Source organism: Vallitalea okinawensis (assembly GCF_002964605.1).
GTDB classification, from domain to species: Bacteria; Bacillota; Clostridia; order Lachnospirales; family PQDH01; genus Vallitalea_A; species Vallitalea_A okinawensis.
In genome coordinates this window covers 531457-549288 of sequence record NZ_PQDH01000003.1, presented here as the reverse complement: position 1 = coordinate 549288, position 17832 = coordinate 531457, and the positions used below count along the sequence as shown (strand labels likewise).

Below are 17832 nucleotides of genomic sequence, written 5' to 3'. Positions count from 1 at the left end.
ATAATCTTATTTATGATAGAAAAAAATATATTTTGGTAATTAATGCAACAAAAAGAGCAATAACCATAATGGTTATCGCTCCTTGACCTATGTCAAGCGTGACATAGATGATAGCAAGATTATAATCAGTTAAGATTATAATTGCTATCAATAATAGTATGAACAGATAAAATTTTTTTATTCAATTTTTTTTAATTTTCTACTTAATATCTACCAAAGGTTTGAATGGCATGCATGACTGTACGCATACTGGTTAATAAACTTCCATTGTTTATTGAACCAGCAGTTGATAAATTTAACCCTTTACAATTTTTGGCCATTTCATAATCTCTTTTGACTTCCTCAATGATTTTTCTTTCATCATTTTTCATAAAAGTGAATGGAGCCAAGCATCCATCTATTCGAGTATTCGGCATATGTTTTCTGATATCATTGACTAAAACTGTAGGACCAAAATTGCAGCCTGTTAAATTTAAACGACTAAGAATGGGGATGAGATGACCCATTTCCGAGTCAGAATGCTGATAACGTCTATCATTTTTATCTGGAGACCAATAGTCAAAGACTCTCTTTAAAACAGGGTAACCAAATAATTCATACATTTCTGGAGTAAGTAAAGCACAATTATCATCTGCAAAGGAAAAGCCTTTAGGTCGATTTTTAGAAGTAAATCCTGCTTCTTCATCCATAATCTTACCTATTTCTATGATCACATCTCCGATAACCTTACTAAAATGTTTGGCTAAATCCGGTTCGTCATAAATTAAATAAATTAAATTAGTGTCACCATATATGGACATAGCCAGAGTAACAGGACCTCTTACATGACGGAGTAGTGGAGGTTTTTTTCCATACTTCTCATAAATTTTTCTTTTTTCATTTTCCCAATTAGTTGGAAGAATAAAGTTACGAATATCCAGCTTTTCAACATGAGTTAAGAGAGTTTCTAATTCTTTAGGTGTACTACAGGAACCGTGAAGCCAAACACTATTTCCGTTGTCCTCGTATCTACCACCAAAGACTTCTCCTATTCGTTTAATGGGTGGAAAGAGTTCATCATCTTCTGGGAAAGATTCTTTAAGTAAACGCCTTCCTACTATTTTTTCAGCCTTATCATTGTAGCGTTTATTCAGTTCAATACGCTTTTCTCTTGGGATAGAGCCCCAAGGATTTCCTTCTACACCTAACTCAGCAAATACGCACTCATCGCTCATACGAATACCTAGTGCAATTTGAGGTGCATTTTCACTAAAACAATTATCTTCATGCGCTAATTCATCATCACTCCAAAAGCGCTCTAAATCAACAGGTAACATATTTTATCCTCCATATAAATTTGTAGTATGTTATAATCGGAGTATAGAACTATTTTGTTTAAAATACAATGTACAATGCTATAATATTTGTACTATCTTATGATCAAATTAATCTACAAGATATTTTTTTAGGAGGATAACAAGTAGATATGACTAATTATGAAAAATTAAATAATATCGCCCCCGAAATAATGTATAGTGTTCATCGGATATGTACGATGAACTGGAGATTATGTGGACCTTATCAGAGACACAATTTAATACTGGTTTATGAAGGGAGAGGTCATTTTGAAAGAGATGGTGAAGTATACGAAGCTAAAAAAGGAGATCTCATATATTATTCTCCATGTCTCATGCGAAAGGCTTATACATATAAAGACGATCAAATGAAATGCTATGCCATAGATTTTCAATACACTTGCCCAGTATTTAATGAAGAATTAAAAGAGTGGAATTTGGAGCATGAGGAGATACCTTTGAAATTTGGTCAAAGAATAGAAGACGATTATTTATTTCATTCAATAAGAAAAGTGATGAGTGAATTAAATAAGACATGGTTATCTAATCAACCCAATAAACAATTAAAAGAAAAGTATTATTTTATGGAGCTAATGCATTATTTAATTGCATTCAAAACACAAGCTGGAATAAACTATCACAATGTAAAAAAAGTCGATAGAGTAATTGATTATATTTGCAAACATTATTACAAAAAATTATCATTAAATGATTTAAGCTCAATCGTTAATATAAGTATACCTTATCTAAGCAGTATATTCAAAGAAGTAACAAATAAGGCTCCAATTGAGTACTTAATGGATATCCGAATATCAAAGGCTAAACAGTTATTAGACGACGGTTATACAATATCAGAATGTGCTCAACAAACTGGATTTAATGATATCTATTATTTTAGCAAATACTTCAAAAAACATGAAGGAATTGCGCCCAGTATGTATGTTAATAGAAAAGTGCAAGAGAAATTATTTTGATATCATATTATATTAATAATTAGATCTAAAATAACAATGAAAGATTGACATAAATTAACATATAAGTTATTATAAGTTTGTACAACATCAAAAGGAGGAAAAAAATATGAAAAAAGGTTTGAGCTACATACTCATTTTAGCATTTGCGATCTCTACATTACTTGTTGGACAAACTTCACAAGTACAAGCTAAAAAAAATGATGTATCACAAGACATGCAGGTGTTAGATATTGGACCTCGTTTAAGACATTTAGAAAATGATGAAGAATACGTAGAAGAAGTTGAAAAACAAATTAAGAAAGCAGCAGCTACATATAACTTTAATGAAGAAAATACAGTAGAAAGTGATGAAGAAAATAGTAATTTTACTTTTGATGGTGGAACCAAAGATTTTCTGGGGTATGATAGTGTTAATGGATATTATTTCAAATCATATACCCTTAGAAGTGTAGGAGAAAATATTGAGGTTTGGGTTGCTGATGACCTATCATTTCAAGATGATCGACCAGCTCATGTAGTCACTCAAGAGCAAGTTGATACATTGAGAGATGAATTTGATAACAATATTTATTCTACTGATACTGATTTTTTTGGTACTCCGGATTCTCATGATGGAGACCAAGCTTTATTGAGTGATTGGGGTTATGTGGATCCAGATTATTACTCTCCTAAAGATGGTATTGAAAGAATCATTATGTTAGTAGATAATGTTCGCGATGAAAATTATTATGATCCTGACTATCCATTTTTTATTGCAGGGTTTTACTCATCAACATTTGAAGCCTATTTTGACCGTAACATTATCTCATTAGATACGAATTCATGGGAAGAAAGATTAGAAAGTACATTCTTTGGTACTACTGCTCATGAATTACAGCATTTAATCCATGACGATAATGATTCTGCTGAGGAAACTTGGGTGAATGAAGGGATGTCAGATTTTGCCGAATTTTTATGTGGTTATGGTCATCCAATGGGACACGTTAACTTCTTTATTGAACATCCAGAAAATTCTTTAGTAGAATGGGATGATCACTTGGAAGCGGTAACTGGACCAGAAACACTTGCAGATTATGGTCAAGCTTATTTGCTTCAATTATACTTATATGATCATTATGGTAAAGATTTTATACAACAGTTAGCTAAAGAAACAAAGCATGGTTTTGAAGGAGTTGAAAAAGTATTAGATGACTATAATACTGGTATTGACTTTTCAGAACTATTTAGAAGATTTAGTATAGCTGTTGCAATTGATAGCCCAGAGCCAGATAGTGGAATTTATAATTTTGACAGTATTGACATTAATGTAAATTATGAGTCCGCTCTTGCATATGACAAAGATGGTGTACCTGCTTGGGGAGGAGACTATAAAGAGATAGATCAAGCTAATAAAATTCAAAGTATTAAGTTTGATGGTATTAACTTTTTACAATCACCATGGCAAGTTGTTCAAGATCCAACTGACGAATCTAATCAAGTCTTCTGGGCAAATAAAGGAGATGAGATGGATAGTCAAATAATTATATCAGTTGATCTTAAAGATGTTAATGAAGCAACATTATCTTTTGATCATTTAGTTGAAATTGAACAAGATTGGGATTTTGCATTTGTTCAAGTATCTACAGATGGAGGAGATACTTGGAACAGTTTAATGAATGAAAGTACTGTTGATTCATTAGTACCAGAAGGTTACCCAGCTATAAGAGAAAATTTACCTGGTTTTACAGGTCATACGAATGGATGGACAACAGAAGAATTTGATTTAACGCCTTATATAGGGAAAGAAATTCTCTTGAACTTTAGATATATGACGGATTGGGGTACAAATGAGAATGGTTGGTACATTGATGACATTAGTATTCCTGAAATCAACTTGTATTTTGATGGTAGTGATTTAGAAGAGTTTAAGAGTATTCATGAGGTTACAGAATCTTATGTTGAATATGCAGTAACTTTTATTAATCAAAAATCACTAGGTAAAGGAAATAACAATAGTAACTATAAAGTGTTAAGCATAGATCCATTTGATGTTACAGAAGCAGATGCTATTACCTTAAAAGAGTTTTTCAGTGGTGGTAATAATTATATGGTTATTTGGTATGCAGCACCAGCTGGAACAAAGGGTGAAGTAGATTATAGTTATGAAATAACTACAAAGAGTGAAGCAGCAAAACAAAAATAATCTATAATTAGTCTTTTCAAAAAGGCTTATAGGCTGTCGACATAGTCGATAGCCTTTTATGTTTTTGATTTATAGAAATATGTGTGAATGAGAATCAGGTATACTTCGCTAAGAAATCAACATATAATATGATAAGCATTCTAATTAAACGTTAGAGAAGTTATTTATAAGAGTCTGGTATTTATATCTCAATAGAGAATAGGATAAGATTAACCTTTTTATAAGGCGCAAATATAGTCTTAGAAAGGAGGAGAAGATTGAGAGAAGTAGAAAAAGAAGATATAACTTGTCATGATATCATTACTTCTGAAGATTATGTAGATATTTATCAGCGCATAAAAGGGGATATTGATGAAGCAGCAGCTGAAGCTGGAGCTGAATGTGCTCAAAGGGTATTCGAAGAATGGGTAATATTACATATAAAAATGGATCAAAAAGATTGTGATAGATTCTACCTTAATAGTGAGTATATAGTACTACCTAACTTATATGGATTAACAAGTGTAAGCAGTATTGAAGCTGCAGGAATTGGTCCAGTGTTGTCCAGTGAAAGTCTTGATATTTCTGGTAAAGGAGTTTTGATTGCCATTGTAGATACTGGAATCGATTATATTCATGAAGCTTTCCGTTATGAGGATAATACAAGTAAAATTCTTAGTATATGGGATCAAACACAAGCAGGAACACCACCGGCTGGCTTCCTATACGGTTCGGAATATTCCAATGAGCAAATTAATGAGGCATTAAATTCGGAGGACCCTTTATCAGTTGTGCCAACGGTAGATGACGTTGGTCATGGTACTTTTTTAGCAGGTGTTGCTGCAGGACGAAGTAACTTAGAAGAGAATTTTAGTGGTGCAGCCCCCGATGCTGAATTAATTGTTGTGAAATTAAAACGTGCTAAAAAATGCTTATCAGATTTCTTTCAAGTTAAAGAAGGGGCTATTGTTTTTCAAACCAACGACATTCTCCAAGGTTTTAATTATGTTTTAGAAAAAGCACAGCAGAAAGATAAACCCTTAGTGTTGTTGTTTGCAGGTGCTTCCTCTGATGGTCCACATAATGGAGCTAATGAAGTTGAAGAGTTTTTAGCTAAGAAAGGTGATGCAATTGGAGTAATTGTTGTCACTTCAGCAGGCAATGAGGCAAATGCTGCACATCATTTTAGTGGTACTTTTAAAGAAGGTGAATCTCAAGTCAATCTTGATCTTAATATTGCTGATGGTGAAAAAGGTGTATTTGTAAATATGTGGGTACCTCTTCCCGATGTTTTAAGTTTAGAGCTTATATCACCAAGTGGAGAAACTACTGGCGTTTTTCCTATTAAGCCAAGAGAATGGCAGTTCAAAACTTTTCCATTAGAAAATACTGTTATTCGTGTTCATTACGATCTACTAGAAGAAAGATCAGCAGAAGAATCAATAGCTTTTATGATCATAAATCCCTTACCAGGCATATGGAATATTATTATTCATGGAGAGACACTGGTTAACAGAAAATTTGATATTTACTTACCAATTAGAAGTTTTATAGATAGACTAACTATTTTTCTAAAACCTGACCCTTATACCACTGTTGTGATCCCATCAACCAATCCAGGTACTATTACAGTTGGCGCTTATAATGAAATAATAAGTAGTATTTATTTAGAGTCAGGTAGAGGCTTTACTAGGGAGGATAGAGTTAAACCAGATTTCGTTGCACCAGGTGTCAATATTATTGGACCCTATCCCAATAATACATATGGAATGTTATCAGGAACGAGTCTGTCAGCGGCAATAACAGCAGGCGCATGCGCTCTCTTATTAGAATGGGGGATTATTAAAGGAAATGACCCTGCTATTAATACAGTCGCTATGAAAACTTACCTAGCTCGTGGAGCAAGACGAAGAGAAGGTGTCATCTATCCAAACAAAGAATGGGGATTTGGAGAATTAGATTTAATAAATACCTTTACAAAAATTTAATCATTAGTGGGTGAAGTAGCCAATTAAAAGTAAAGAATGCAAGGGATTTTTCATTTTTAAGAAAAGCTAAAATTGATGGATGAAAAGGGACTGAAAACGTCTCTTTTTTTATTACAAAAAAATCTTTTCTTCATTTTCATTCCATGTATAATTCAATCAAACATACAAACATTAAAATAGAGTATAAAAGAAGTTTGACAAGCTGATAACTGCGGAGGTAGGATTTGAAGAATTTAATCAACAAAGAAGCTTTGTACTTATATAACAGAGGACGTTATTATCATAGTTACAATATATTAGGTGCTCACAGAATGAAACATAATGGGAAGCTTGGCGTTAGGTTTACTGTCTGGGCACCCTATGCCAAAATGGTCAGTGTAGTAAGTGAGTTTAACAACTGGAACGAATGTGTAATGGAAAACCTTGGCGATTCAGGTGTATGGGGGTGCTTTATAGAAGGGCTTGATGAAGAAGTTAAGTACAAGTATAAAATTCTAACTCAAGAGAACCAGTATAAATATAAAGCTGATCCCTATAGTTTCTTTTCAGAATTAAGACCTCAAACTGCTTCTATTGTTTACAATTTAGATCATTACAAATGGCATGATGCGAAATGGCTTGAACATAGAAAGAATATTAATATCTTTGAAAGACCTATCAACATCTATGAGATGCATTTTGGTTCATGGAAAAGAAAAAAGGATGGCGAAATATATACTTATCGAGAATTAGCTGACTTAGTCATTGGTTATGTAAAGGAGATGGGTTATACACATATAGAATTGCTTCCGATTATGGAGCATCCATTTGATGGTTCTTGGGGCTATCAAATTACAGGTTTCTATTCAACAACTAGTAGGTATGGAACACCTAAGGATTTTATGTACTTTGTAGATCAATGCCATCAAAGTGGAATTGGCGTCATACTGGACTGGGTACCTGGTCATTTTTGTATGGATGAACATGGTTTGTGTGAATTTGATGGGGAAAACATATACGGTTGTATAGGACATAAGCATTGGGGAACTATGAACTTTGATTTTAGTAAGACAGAGGTACACAGTTATTTAATTTCAAATGCTGTCTTTTGGTTTGATAAATTTCATGTCGATGGCTTAAGGATAGATGGTGTATCGAGTATGCTTTATTTAGATTATGGTTATGAAGATAAGAATTTAGCACCACGAAATAAGTTTGGTGGAAATAGTAATTTAGATGCTATAACATTTATGAAGAAATTAAATGAAATTATCTTTAAATACTATCCTTTCGCATTGATGATTGCAGAGGAGTCGTCATCATGGCCCTTGGTTACAAAACCACAATATATGGATGGGCTAGGTTACAATTTTAAGTGGGATATGGGATGGATGAATGATACGCTGAGATACATGCAGTTAGATCCTTTTTTTAGAAAATACAATCATAATTTGATAACTTTTTCGATGAGTTATGCTTTTGCTGAGAATTTTATTTTGTCGCTATCACATGATGAAGTTGTCCATGGTAAGAAGTCTTTAGTAGATAAGATGCCTGGTGACTACTGGAGTAAATTTGCAAACTATAGGGTTCTGATTGCTTACATGATATTTCATCCAGGTAAAAAACTTTTATTTATGGGGAGTGAAATAGCTCAATTTATTGAATGGAGAGAGTATTCGGAATTGGACTGGATGCTATTAGAATATGATATGCATAAAAAATTCCAGTTGTATGTTAAAGACATCAATCACTATTATTTGAATGAGAATGCTTTATGGGAAATTGATTATGATTGGTCCGGTTTTCAGTGGATTGACGCTGATAATAGAGATCAGAGTATTTTTATCTTTAAACGAGTAGGCAAAAAGGGTGAAGATTTTAACGTGATAATCCTTAACTTTACTCCAGTTTATTATAAAAATTTCAGATTAGGTGTACCTGCTAAAGGAATTTATAGAACGGTGTTTAATAGTGATGAAGAAAAATATGGCGGGTCGGATACAACCATTACGAAAACAATGAAAGCAAAAGAAGTGGCATGGCATAACCAGCCCTATTCAGTAGAGCTAACAGTACCCCCATTGTCATCTTTAGTTATTAAGTTAAGCAAAAGAAAATTAGCTATACCCAAATAAACTTTGTCTACGAGGTGAATAAATATGTTAAGCAATAAAGAAAAATTTAAGGCGACCTATCTTGAAAAATTTAAAGAACTAACAGGAGATTCTCTAAGTGATGGTAATATACGTGACAAATATATGGTGTTAGCAAAGTTAATCGTTGATGAATTGAATAAAAACTGGGCACACAAAAAAGCACAAATGAAGTTAAGTGAAAGTAAATTAGTTTATTATTTCTCAATAGAATTCATGATAGGTAAATTACTTAGACAGTATTTGATCAGTTTAGGTGTTATTGATGTAGTGGAAGTAGGGTTAGAGGAATTAGGAATCTCACTGTCTGATTTAGAACAATGTGAGGATGAACCAGGATTAGGTAATGGGGGATTAGGACGTTTAGCAGCCTGCTTTTTAGACTCAATGGCTTTTTTGGGGATTAACGGTAACGGTATAGGTATACGATATAAACATGGACTTTTTGATCAAAAAATAATGGATGGTTATCAGGTTGAATTGCCTGATAATTGGCTACGTCATGAATTTCCATGGGAAAATAGGCGAACAAAATCTGCGGTAACAGTGAATTTTGGTGGAGAAGTTGAGACCAGAGAGCTCAATGGTAAATTGACTTTTGAACACAAGAATTATGAATCAGTATGGGCTGTACCCTATGATATAGCCATAGCAGGATACGATAATCCAGATAGCATCAATCGTTTACGCCTTTGGAGTGCTGAACCTACAAAAGGTTTTGATTTAAAGTCATTCCATGAAGGGAATTTTCATCAAGCAGTGCAATACAAATCTTCTGTTGAAGCTATTTCTCAAGTATTGTATCCAAATGATGCTAATTATGAAGGGAGATTACTTCGTTTAAAGCAGCAATATTTTTTCGTTTCAGCAGGTATTCAAAGTATCATAAGACGCTATAAAAAGAATCATGGATCTGTCCAAGATTTCTATAATAGAATCGCTATACACATTAATGATACCCATCCAGCATTATGTATTCCTGAGTTAATGAGAATATTTATCGATGAAGAAAACTTAAGTTGGGATCAAGCTTGGGACTATACCACGAGAACTATTTCTTATACGAATCATACACTTCTACCAGAAGCACTAGAACGTTGGCCAATTCACATGGTTAAGACCCTAATGCCAAGAGTGTACATGATTATTGAAGAGATTAATAGAAGATTTTTAGAAGATATTCATCATGCTGAAGAAGCAAATATGGCCATTTTACAGCATGGACAGGTACACATGGCTCATCTAGCTATTATTGGCAGCTATTCTGTAAATGGAGTGGCTAAGATTCATAGTAAGATTTTAAAAAATGAAGTGATGAAAAACTTTGATACAGTCTATCCTGACCGATTTAATAATAAGACGAATGGCGTTGATCATAGAAGATTTTTATTGAAAGCAAATCCTTATCTAAGTCAATTAATTAACGAAACCATTGGAAAGGGTTGGATTGAGAAACCATTAGAGCTTAATAATCTCATGAATTTTCAATATGATTCTAGCTTTAGGCAAAAAATCTTCCAAGCAAAACAGCAAAATAAACTTAGATTAGCAAAATATATTGAAAGTCATTATGATATTAACATTGATCCGAGTTCCATTTTCGATATTCAAGTAAAACGAATTCATGCTTATAAACGTCAATTAATGAATGTTTTACACATTATGAATCTATATAATCAATTAAAAGAAAATCCTGCACTTAATATTCACCCAAGGACTTTTATATTTGCTGGAAAAGCAGCTCCAGGTTATTACTATGCCAAAAGTATTATAAAGCTTATTAATTCTTTAGCAAAGAAAATCAATAATGATAGAACAGTTAATGATAAACTAAAAGTGATTTTCCTACAGAATTTCAATGTTTCTTTAGCAGAAATTATTTACCCAGCGGCAGATATAAGTGAGCAAATCTCTACAGCGAGTAAAGAAGCTTCAGGTACTGGCAATATGAAGTTCATGATGAACGGTGCTGTAACAGTAGCAACACTTGATGGAGCTAATATTGAAATATTGGATGAAGTTGGAATGGATAATATCTTCATATTTGGATTAAAAGCAAGTGAAGTCATTAAGTATTACAAAAACAATAACTATAAGTCCTATGAAATCTATCATAAAGATTATAGAATTCAAAGAATCCTTAATCAGTTAATAGATGGGTTTTTCTCTGAAGGTGACATGGAATTTAGAAACATTTATGAATCACTCTTGGTTTATAATGATGAATTTTTTGTCCTTAAAGATTTTGCATCCTACGTAGATACGCAGTATAGAGTCAATGAAAAGTACAACGATAGAAGCAATTGGATCAATATGACGATTAATAACATAGCTCATTCTGGTTATTTTTCTTCTGACCGTACCATTAAAGAATACGCAAAAAATATATGGAATTGTGAAGTTAATTATTAGAGGTGAACTATGAAAAAAAAAGAATGCGTTGTCATGCTATTAGCAGGTGGGCAAGGGAGTCGGCTTGGTGGTCTAACAAGAGATATTGCTAAACCTGCTGTGGTTTTCGGCGGGAAATATCGAATAATTGATTTTGCCCTTAGTAATTGTTATCACTCAGGCTTCGATACTGTAGGTGTTTTAACCCAATATAAGCCTTTGCTATTGAATTCCTATATTGGTACTGGAAGCTCATGGGCATTAGATTCAGTTAACGGTGGTGTACGAATATTACCGCCATATCTAACTAGAGATGGTGGTAATTGGTACAAAGGTACTGCTGATGCTATCTACCAAAATATTGAATATATTGATTTTTATAATCCGAGTTATGTACTAATCATATCAGGAGATCAAGTGTACAAAATGGATTATTCTTTAATGTTAGAAATGCATAAGGATAAAGAAGCAGACGTATCGATTTCTGTTATTGAAGTACCATGGGATCAGGCTAGTCGTTTTGGCGTGATGATTGCAGACGATGATGATCGGATAATTGATTTTGAAGAAAAACCACTTGCTCCAAGAAGTAATAAGGCATCTATGGGCATATATATTTTTAAATGGGATGTTCTAAGAGAAGCTTTAATTGAGGACCATAACCTTGTGGAAACTAGTAATGATTTTGGTAAAAACGTCATCCCCATGTTATTGGAACAAGGTAAAGAAATGTATACCTACTCCTATAAAGGTTACTGGAGAGACGTTGGTACAATTGAAAGCTATTATGAGGCAACCATGGACCTCTTGAGTAAGGAACCAGAGATGAACTTATACGATAATCAAGATTTTAAAATATATTCCAATAATTCCAATATACAACCCCATTTTGTCGATGCTAATGCAGTCATCAAAAATAGTTTAATTTGCAATGGCTCTACCATATTAGGGGAAGTTCATCATTCAGTTCTTGGAAATGATGTGTGCATAGGTAGAGGAGCCAGAGTAATTGACTCTGTTATACTAAATAATACAATTATTGAGGATGGGACTGTTATTGAAAAGACAATTATTGGGGAAAATATACAGATAGGAAGAAATCTTAGAATAGGTAAAAAAGGAGAAAACTCAGACATAGAAGTTGTTTTCAATAATATTTCCACTAATCAGCCTTATTAGATAAGAAAATAGTCTGTCTAAGGAATAATTAGAGAGCATAGAAATAGTAAAGTGAATTTACAGTAACTATTAGATAACTGAAATAGGATTATAGCTGGAGGATAAACAATGCATGATGCAATAGGTGTTATAACCAATAAACCTGAAAGTAATATTTTAGGTGATTTAACCAAATATAGAAGTTTGAATACAGTACCTTTTGGAGGCAAATACAAATTAATCGATTTTGCATTATCCAATATGGTCAATACTGGTATTGGGAAGATTGGAGTCATTGGATCACATAAATATAAGTCGCTGGTGGAGCATCTTGGAACAGGACAGGAATGGTCCTTAAGTAGAAAAAGTAAGGCACTTTCCATTTTAAATGGAGGAATGAGCTTCTATGTCAATGAACATCCAAGAATTAATTTGAACGATTTCCTTGTGAATATAGAGTTTTTCGAAAGTGTAAATAAGAAGAATGTTGTCATTTCAGGAAGTGACTTGATAAGTAATATTAGTTATTTGGATGCCATTAATTTTCATAAAAAAAAACAAGCAGATATAACAATGATTTATAAAGCATTTGATGATAATTGTGGCTTTGATGAATACGATACGTTATTAAACATTGATCATAGTGATCAAAAAGTAATTGAAATTTGTGAGTACCCCAATAGTGATAGTAACATGTTGTTTATAGACATGTTGATTATAAAAAAAGATTTATTAATGACCATGATCAAGAGTTGCGATTGCTTAGGTGTCAATTGGGATTTGATCGAAGTGATAAAAAACAATATTAGTCAATTAGTGACTTATGCATACCCTTATGAAGGCTACTTTTGTAAAGTAAATTCAATAAAAAAGTACTTTCAGTGTAGTATGGATCTGCTCAATAATGATATTAAAGATGATTTATTTTTAAATGAAAATAAGATTTATACGAAAGCAAGTGATAATCACCCTACTAAATACATGGATTCAAGTCATACAACCAATGCACTTGTAGCAAGTGGTTGCATGTTATATGGTGACGTAGAGAATAGTATTATTTTTAGAAAGGTTAATGTTGGAGAGGGTGCTTTTATAAAGAACTGTGTTCTTATGGAAAAGTGTCATGTAGGTCAAAAGGTTATTTTAGAGAATGTTATTTTAGATAAGGATGTAACAATAAATGATGGAATTGTATTAAAAGGGAAAGAAAACGCCCCTATTGTCATTGGAAAAAGTTGCTGTCTCGGATAATTTGGGTTAAAGGAGATGAAGTATGAAAGTATTATTTGCTGCCTCAGAGACCATACCATTTTTGAAAAGTGGTGGTTTAGGAGATGTAGTCGGTACCCTACCAAAATCATTAAAGGGATTAGGATTGGATGTTCGAGTCATTATTCCTAAATATGTTGATATACCAGATGCGTATAAACAACACTTTAAATATAAGACTCACTTTAATGTTTCGGTAGGTTGGAGAAACCAATATTGTGGCATAGATGAATGTATAATTGACGGTATAACCTTTTATTTAGTTGATAACGAGTATTACTACAAGAGACCAGGAATGTATGGTTACTATGATGAAGCTGAGCGATTTGCTTTTTTTAGTCGAAGTGTTCTCGAATGTTTAGGTCATATCGATTTCAAACCAGATATTATTCATTGTCATGATTGGCAGACTGCGCTCATACCAGTACTATTAGAAGAGCAATATAGACTTTCAGAAATTCATCATGATATTCGGACAGTTTTTACGATTCATAATCTTAAGTATCAAGGTATATATGGTCAAGAAGTACTAGAGGACTTATTTGGATTAAGTAAAGACTATGCAATGAATAAGAAATTTGAGTTCTATGGTGATATCAACCTATTAAAAGCAGCTCTTTACTATGCTGACATGGTGACTACCGTTAGTCCAACATATGCAGAAGAAATTCAGAATGTTTATTATGGAGAAAAATTAGACGGTATTCTACGCGATATTAATTTTAAGCTAAAAGGTATATTGAATGGTATCGATTATGATATTTTTAGCCCTGAAAAGGATCAGCATATCTTTTTTAATTATACCACTGCTAAAAGCGGGAAACTGGAAAACAAGGTAAAGCTGCAGGCAATATCAGGGCTACCTCAGAATGATCAAATACCTGTTATTGCGATAATTTCTAGGCTGGTTGAACAAAAAGGGTTCGATTTAGTTTTGCATGTCATGCAGGAAATCCTTAACATGGATATTCAATTAGTTGTATTAGGAGTAGGAGACTATAAGTATGAACAATTCTTCAAAGAGTTAGAGCAACACTACCCTAAAAAAGTTAAAGCCTTCATTGAGTTTGATATTAGTTTAGCACAGAAGATTTATGCTGGAGCAGATATGTTCTTAATGCCTTCACTCTTTGAACCATGTGGTTTATCACAATTGATATCTTTAAAATACGGTACGATACCCGTTGTTAGAGGAACTGGTGGGTTAAAGGATACAGTTGAACCTTATAATAAATTTACAAACGAAGGAACAGGGTTTGTTTTTAATAACTACAATGCCCATGAATTTCTCTATGCATTAGAAGATGCGGTAGAACTGTATCGCAATGATGAAAAAGCATGGCAAGAATTGATGAAGAGAGCTATGAACGTTGATTATAGTTGGAACCAGTCAGCTGGAGAATATATAGCAGTTTATGAATCATTAAGAGCTGATATTTGTCACTAGGGAGGATTCCCTAGTGATCAGTAAATGTACATAAACTGATGTAGTAAAGGAGAATTGTTATGCATGAAATTCAGGTTATACATAATTCCCATAATAAACACTATAGAAATCCTTTTGGAGCGGTTATCTGCGGTACTACTGTGGATTTAACAATTGATGTTATCGTAGATATGGATCAGATATACGTAACATTAGAGCTGTTTGAGGCACATCAACACCGACAAGTTGCTATGGAATTATCGGCATTAGAAGGTAATCGAAAAACTTTTACAGTCCAATATAATACGACTAATGATCCAGGATTGGTATGGTATTATTTTAGCATTCATACTCCGGATAGTCGCTATTACTATTCTAATAATAATGAGAGTTTAGGTGGAATTGGAAAGTTAACTCATGAGCATCCAAAAGGATATCAGCTAACAGTTCATCATCCTTTTACAATTCCAGAGTGGTATAAAGAGTCGATAATCTATCAAATATTTCCAGACAGATTCTTTAATGGTGATAAAGAAATAAATTTCGATAACTATAAGAAAAACAGTCTAATTCATGCCAATTGGGACGATAAGCCATACTACATTAAAGATGAGAAGGGACATGTGAAAAGATGGGATTTCTTTGGAGGCAATCTATTAGGTATTATCAAAAAAATAAAACATCTAAAGAAACTTGGGGTTTCAACAATCTATCTTAATCCAATCTTTGAGTCTGTAAGTAATCATAAATATGATACAGGTAATTACAAAAGGATTGATCCAGCATTTGGTGATGAGGAAAATTTTAACAGTTTAATAGAGGAAACACAAAATAATAAGATGGCCATTATTTTAGATGGTGTTTTTAGTCACACAGGAAGTGACAGCATCTACTTCAATAGAGAAAGCAATTACCCAGAAGTAGGGGCATATCAATCTCAGGATTCACCTTATTATAACTGGTTTCGATTTCAAGATTATCCAGACCAATATGAATGTTGGTGGGGGGTAGATACCCTTCCAAATGTTAATGAAATGGAACCGACTTATATAGATTATATGGTAACTGGCGAAGATAGTGTTGTTAGACGATGGATTCAAAAAGGAGCAAAAGGGTGGCGTTTAGATGTGGCAGATGAGCTTCCTGATGAGTTCATCAAAGAAATTAAGAGAGTTATGAAAGAAACTAATCAAGACAGTGTTTTGATAGGTGAAGTATGGGAAGATGCATCAAGAAAAGAAAGCTATGGTAAGTTAAGAGAATATTTCTGGGGTAAGGAACTGGATGGGGTTATGAACTACCCATTTAGAGAATTATTCATCAACTTTGTGAGAGGCGTTTGGGATGCAGAGTATGTTCATAAGCGATTAATGAGTTTGTATGAAAACTATCCAAAAGAATGTTTCTTTGGTTCGATGAATTTAATAGGAAGTCATGATCGCACCCGTATTATGACTTTATTAGGGGAAGCACCAGAAGAACACCACTTAACGGATGAAGAACGTGAAAACTATCGATTATCTGAATCTCAACGTAGCTTAGCTATTAAGCGATTAAAACTGCTCTCTTTAATACAATATACATTTCCTGGAATCCCCCATATTTATTATGGTGATGAAGTGGGTATGGAAGGTTATTCAGATCCTTATAATAGAGGAACTTTTCCATGGGGACGTGAGAATCAAGAATTAATTAACTGGTATATGAAACTTGGAGATTTGAGAAATAATAACCAAGTCTTAAGAAAAGGTGAATGGAGACCCTTTGTTGAAATGGATGATGTTTATGGGTACTATAGGGTTCTGGAAAAGACTAAGGTATTATGCCTTTTCAATAGGCATGTAAATAGGAAAAAAAGCATAATGATACCTGATATACCTGACTATATGACACCTATTGAATTGATGGAAAACAAACGACTCATAAAGGCTGAAGAGTTAATATTAGAACCATTACAAGGAAAAGTAATTTTAATAGAAGCCCAAAACTAAAAGTTTAGTTTTAGGCTTCTATTAATGCCTATCCCTTTATTTTTATCTTATGATACAGAGGAAATAATTCGCCAGTTTGTTTGTGTAGCTATTGATCGAAGTTCATTATCAGGATTGACGACTATAGGTTGTCCAACAGTTTGTAGGAGATGAATATCAGAATAACTATCTGCGTAAGCACAACTACCTTCCCATTCGATAGAGTGATTTTTAAAATAATCTTGTAGTCGATGGACTTTTGATTGACCGCTTGCAACATTTAAGTCTTTAGATAAATCAATTATTCCCTGACTATCGAAGCGAATTTCTGTACCAATTACAGTATCTATCTCAAGATATTCAGCAATTTTGTCCAGAAGTAGGCTGTATGAGCCTGATAATAGAACTGTATGATAACCGGATTGATGAACTCTGTGTACTTCGGTTACGATCTCGCTGTTTAATTCTTTAATAATTGCTTCAGCACTGGATGTTAGATAATGTTTAATCTCTTTCTCACTCATACCTTTTAGGATTTCATGAAATCCTTGAAATGCTCTTAATTTCATTTGCTCCCGTGTTAGTTTAGATTTTAACCCCAACTTATATGTTATATATAATGGAATGAGAGGGAGGTTAACTCTCAATAGTTTAACACTTGAGTAGTTATTCGCTTTCCATTGACTGAGTAAAAAAGGTAAAGTATCCTTTGGAAAAAGAGTACCATCAAAATCGAATATAGCCAGTTTCATGTTTAATCACTCCTTTGATGTTTGTGGTCATACTACCATAAAAAGTAAAAACAATCAAGGCGTGATTTATTCTAATTGACATACATAGAAATGCAATAATTACGGAAAATTACTCTGTATACGTATATTGACTGGAATTTTTTCTGTTGAAGTGTTACTGCAGAATTAGTTATTTAATTAGTTCAACCGAAAATAATTTTATGGATGATCCAGTATTCCGTAAAAATAATAATGTGAAATGCCATAAGTGCCTCCATATTTAAACTTAAGTATG

11 protein-coding genes are annotated in these 17832 nt (G+C 33.2%); 9 read left to right on the top strand and 2 right to left on the bottom strand.

The genetic code is table 11. The features are described 5' to 3' along the window. Positions 1 to 203: 203 nt before the first annotated feature. Positions 204 to 1316 carry a uroporphyrinogen decarboxylase family protein gene (locus tag C1Y58_RS11975; protein ID WP_105616278.1) on the bottom strand — a complete coding sequence of 371 codons (1113 nt, stop codon included), beginning with the start codon at positions 1314 to 1316 and terminating at the stop codon, positions 204 to 206. Between the two features lie 149 nt (positions 1317 to 1465). On the opposite strand from C1Y58_RS11975, the gene C1Y58_RS11970 reads away from it, so the two are divergent. The 9 genes from C1Y58_RS11970 (at position 1466) to C1Y58_RS11930 (ending at position 16827) form a co-directional block, all read left to right on the top strand. Then, positions 1466 to 2308: an AraC family transcriptional regulator gene (locus C1Y58_RS11970; protein ID WP_105616277.1), complete on the top strand. Its 843-nt coding sequence runs from the start codon at positions 1466 to 1468 to the stop codon at positions 2306 to 2308. A gap of 106 nt (positions 2309 to 2414) precedes the next feature. Further along, on the top strand, positions 2415 to 4490 hold the full coding sequence (locus tag C1Y58_RS11965; RefSeq protein ID WP_105616276.1) for an immune inhibitor A domain-containing protein: 2076 nt from the start codon (positions 2415 to 2417) through the stop codon (positions 4488 to 4490). A gap of 257 nt (positions 4491 to 4747) precedes the next feature. Next, on the top strand, positions 4748 to 6457 hold the full coding sequence (locus C1Y58_RS11960; RefSeq protein WP_105616275.1) for a S8 family peptidase: 1710 nt from the start codon (positions 4748 to 4750) through the stop codon (positions 6455 to 6457). 224 nt (positions 6458 to 6681) lie between these two features. Continuing rightward, positions 6682 to 8574 (top strand): 1,4-alpha-glucan branching protein GlgB, encoded by a 1893-nt coding sequence (gene glgB, locus C1Y58_RS11955; RefSeq protein ID WP_105616274.1) that lies wholly within the window; start codon positions 6682 to 6684, stop codon positions 8572 to 8574. A 24-nt stretch (positions 8575 to 8598) separates the two neighbouring features. Beyond that, positions 8599 to 11004, top strand: coding sequence for a glycogen/starch/alpha-glucan phosphorylase (locus C1Y58_RS11950; RefSeq protein WP_105616273.1), 2406 nt, complete (start codon positions 8599 to 8601; stop codon positions 11002 to 11004). A gap of 9 nt (positions 11005 to 11013) precedes the next feature. After that, a complete protein-coding gene (locus C1Y58_RS11945) occupies positions 11014 to 12162 on the top strand; it encodes a glucose-1-phosphate adenylyltransferase (protein WP_105616272.1) in 1149 nt (382 codons plus the stop codon). Between the two features lie 108 nt (positions 12163 to 12270). Beyond that, complete coding sequence (gene glgD / locus C1Y58_RS11940) at positions 12271 to 13392, top strand: glucose-1-phosphate adenylyltransferase subunit GlgD (RefSeq protein WP_105616271.1); 1122 nt, start codon at positions 12271 to 12273, stop codon at positions 13390 to 13392. 22 nt (positions 13393 to 13414) lie between these two features. Beyond that, entirely contained in the window at positions 13415 to 14857 is a 1443-nt protein-coding gene (gene glgA, locus C1Y58_RS11935; RefSeq protein ID WP_105616270.1) for a glycogen synthase GlgA, read from the top strand. Positions 14858 to 14916: 59 nt separating this feature from the next. Continuing rightward, entirely contained in the window at positions 14917 to 16827 is a 1911-nt protein-coding gene (locus C1Y58_RS11930; RefSeq protein ID WP_105616269.1) for a glycoside hydrolase family 13 protein, read from the top strand. Positions 16828 to 16874: 47 nt separating this feature from the next. On the opposite strand, the gene C1Y58_RS11925 is transcribed toward C1Y58_RS11930, so the two are convergent. Next, positions 16875 to 17558, bottom strand: a complete 684-nt coding sequence (locus C1Y58_RS11925) for an HAD family hydrolase (protein ID WP_105616268.1) — start codon at positions 17556 to 17558, stop codon at positions 16875 to 16877. Positions 17559 to 17832: the final 274 nt, after the last annotated feature.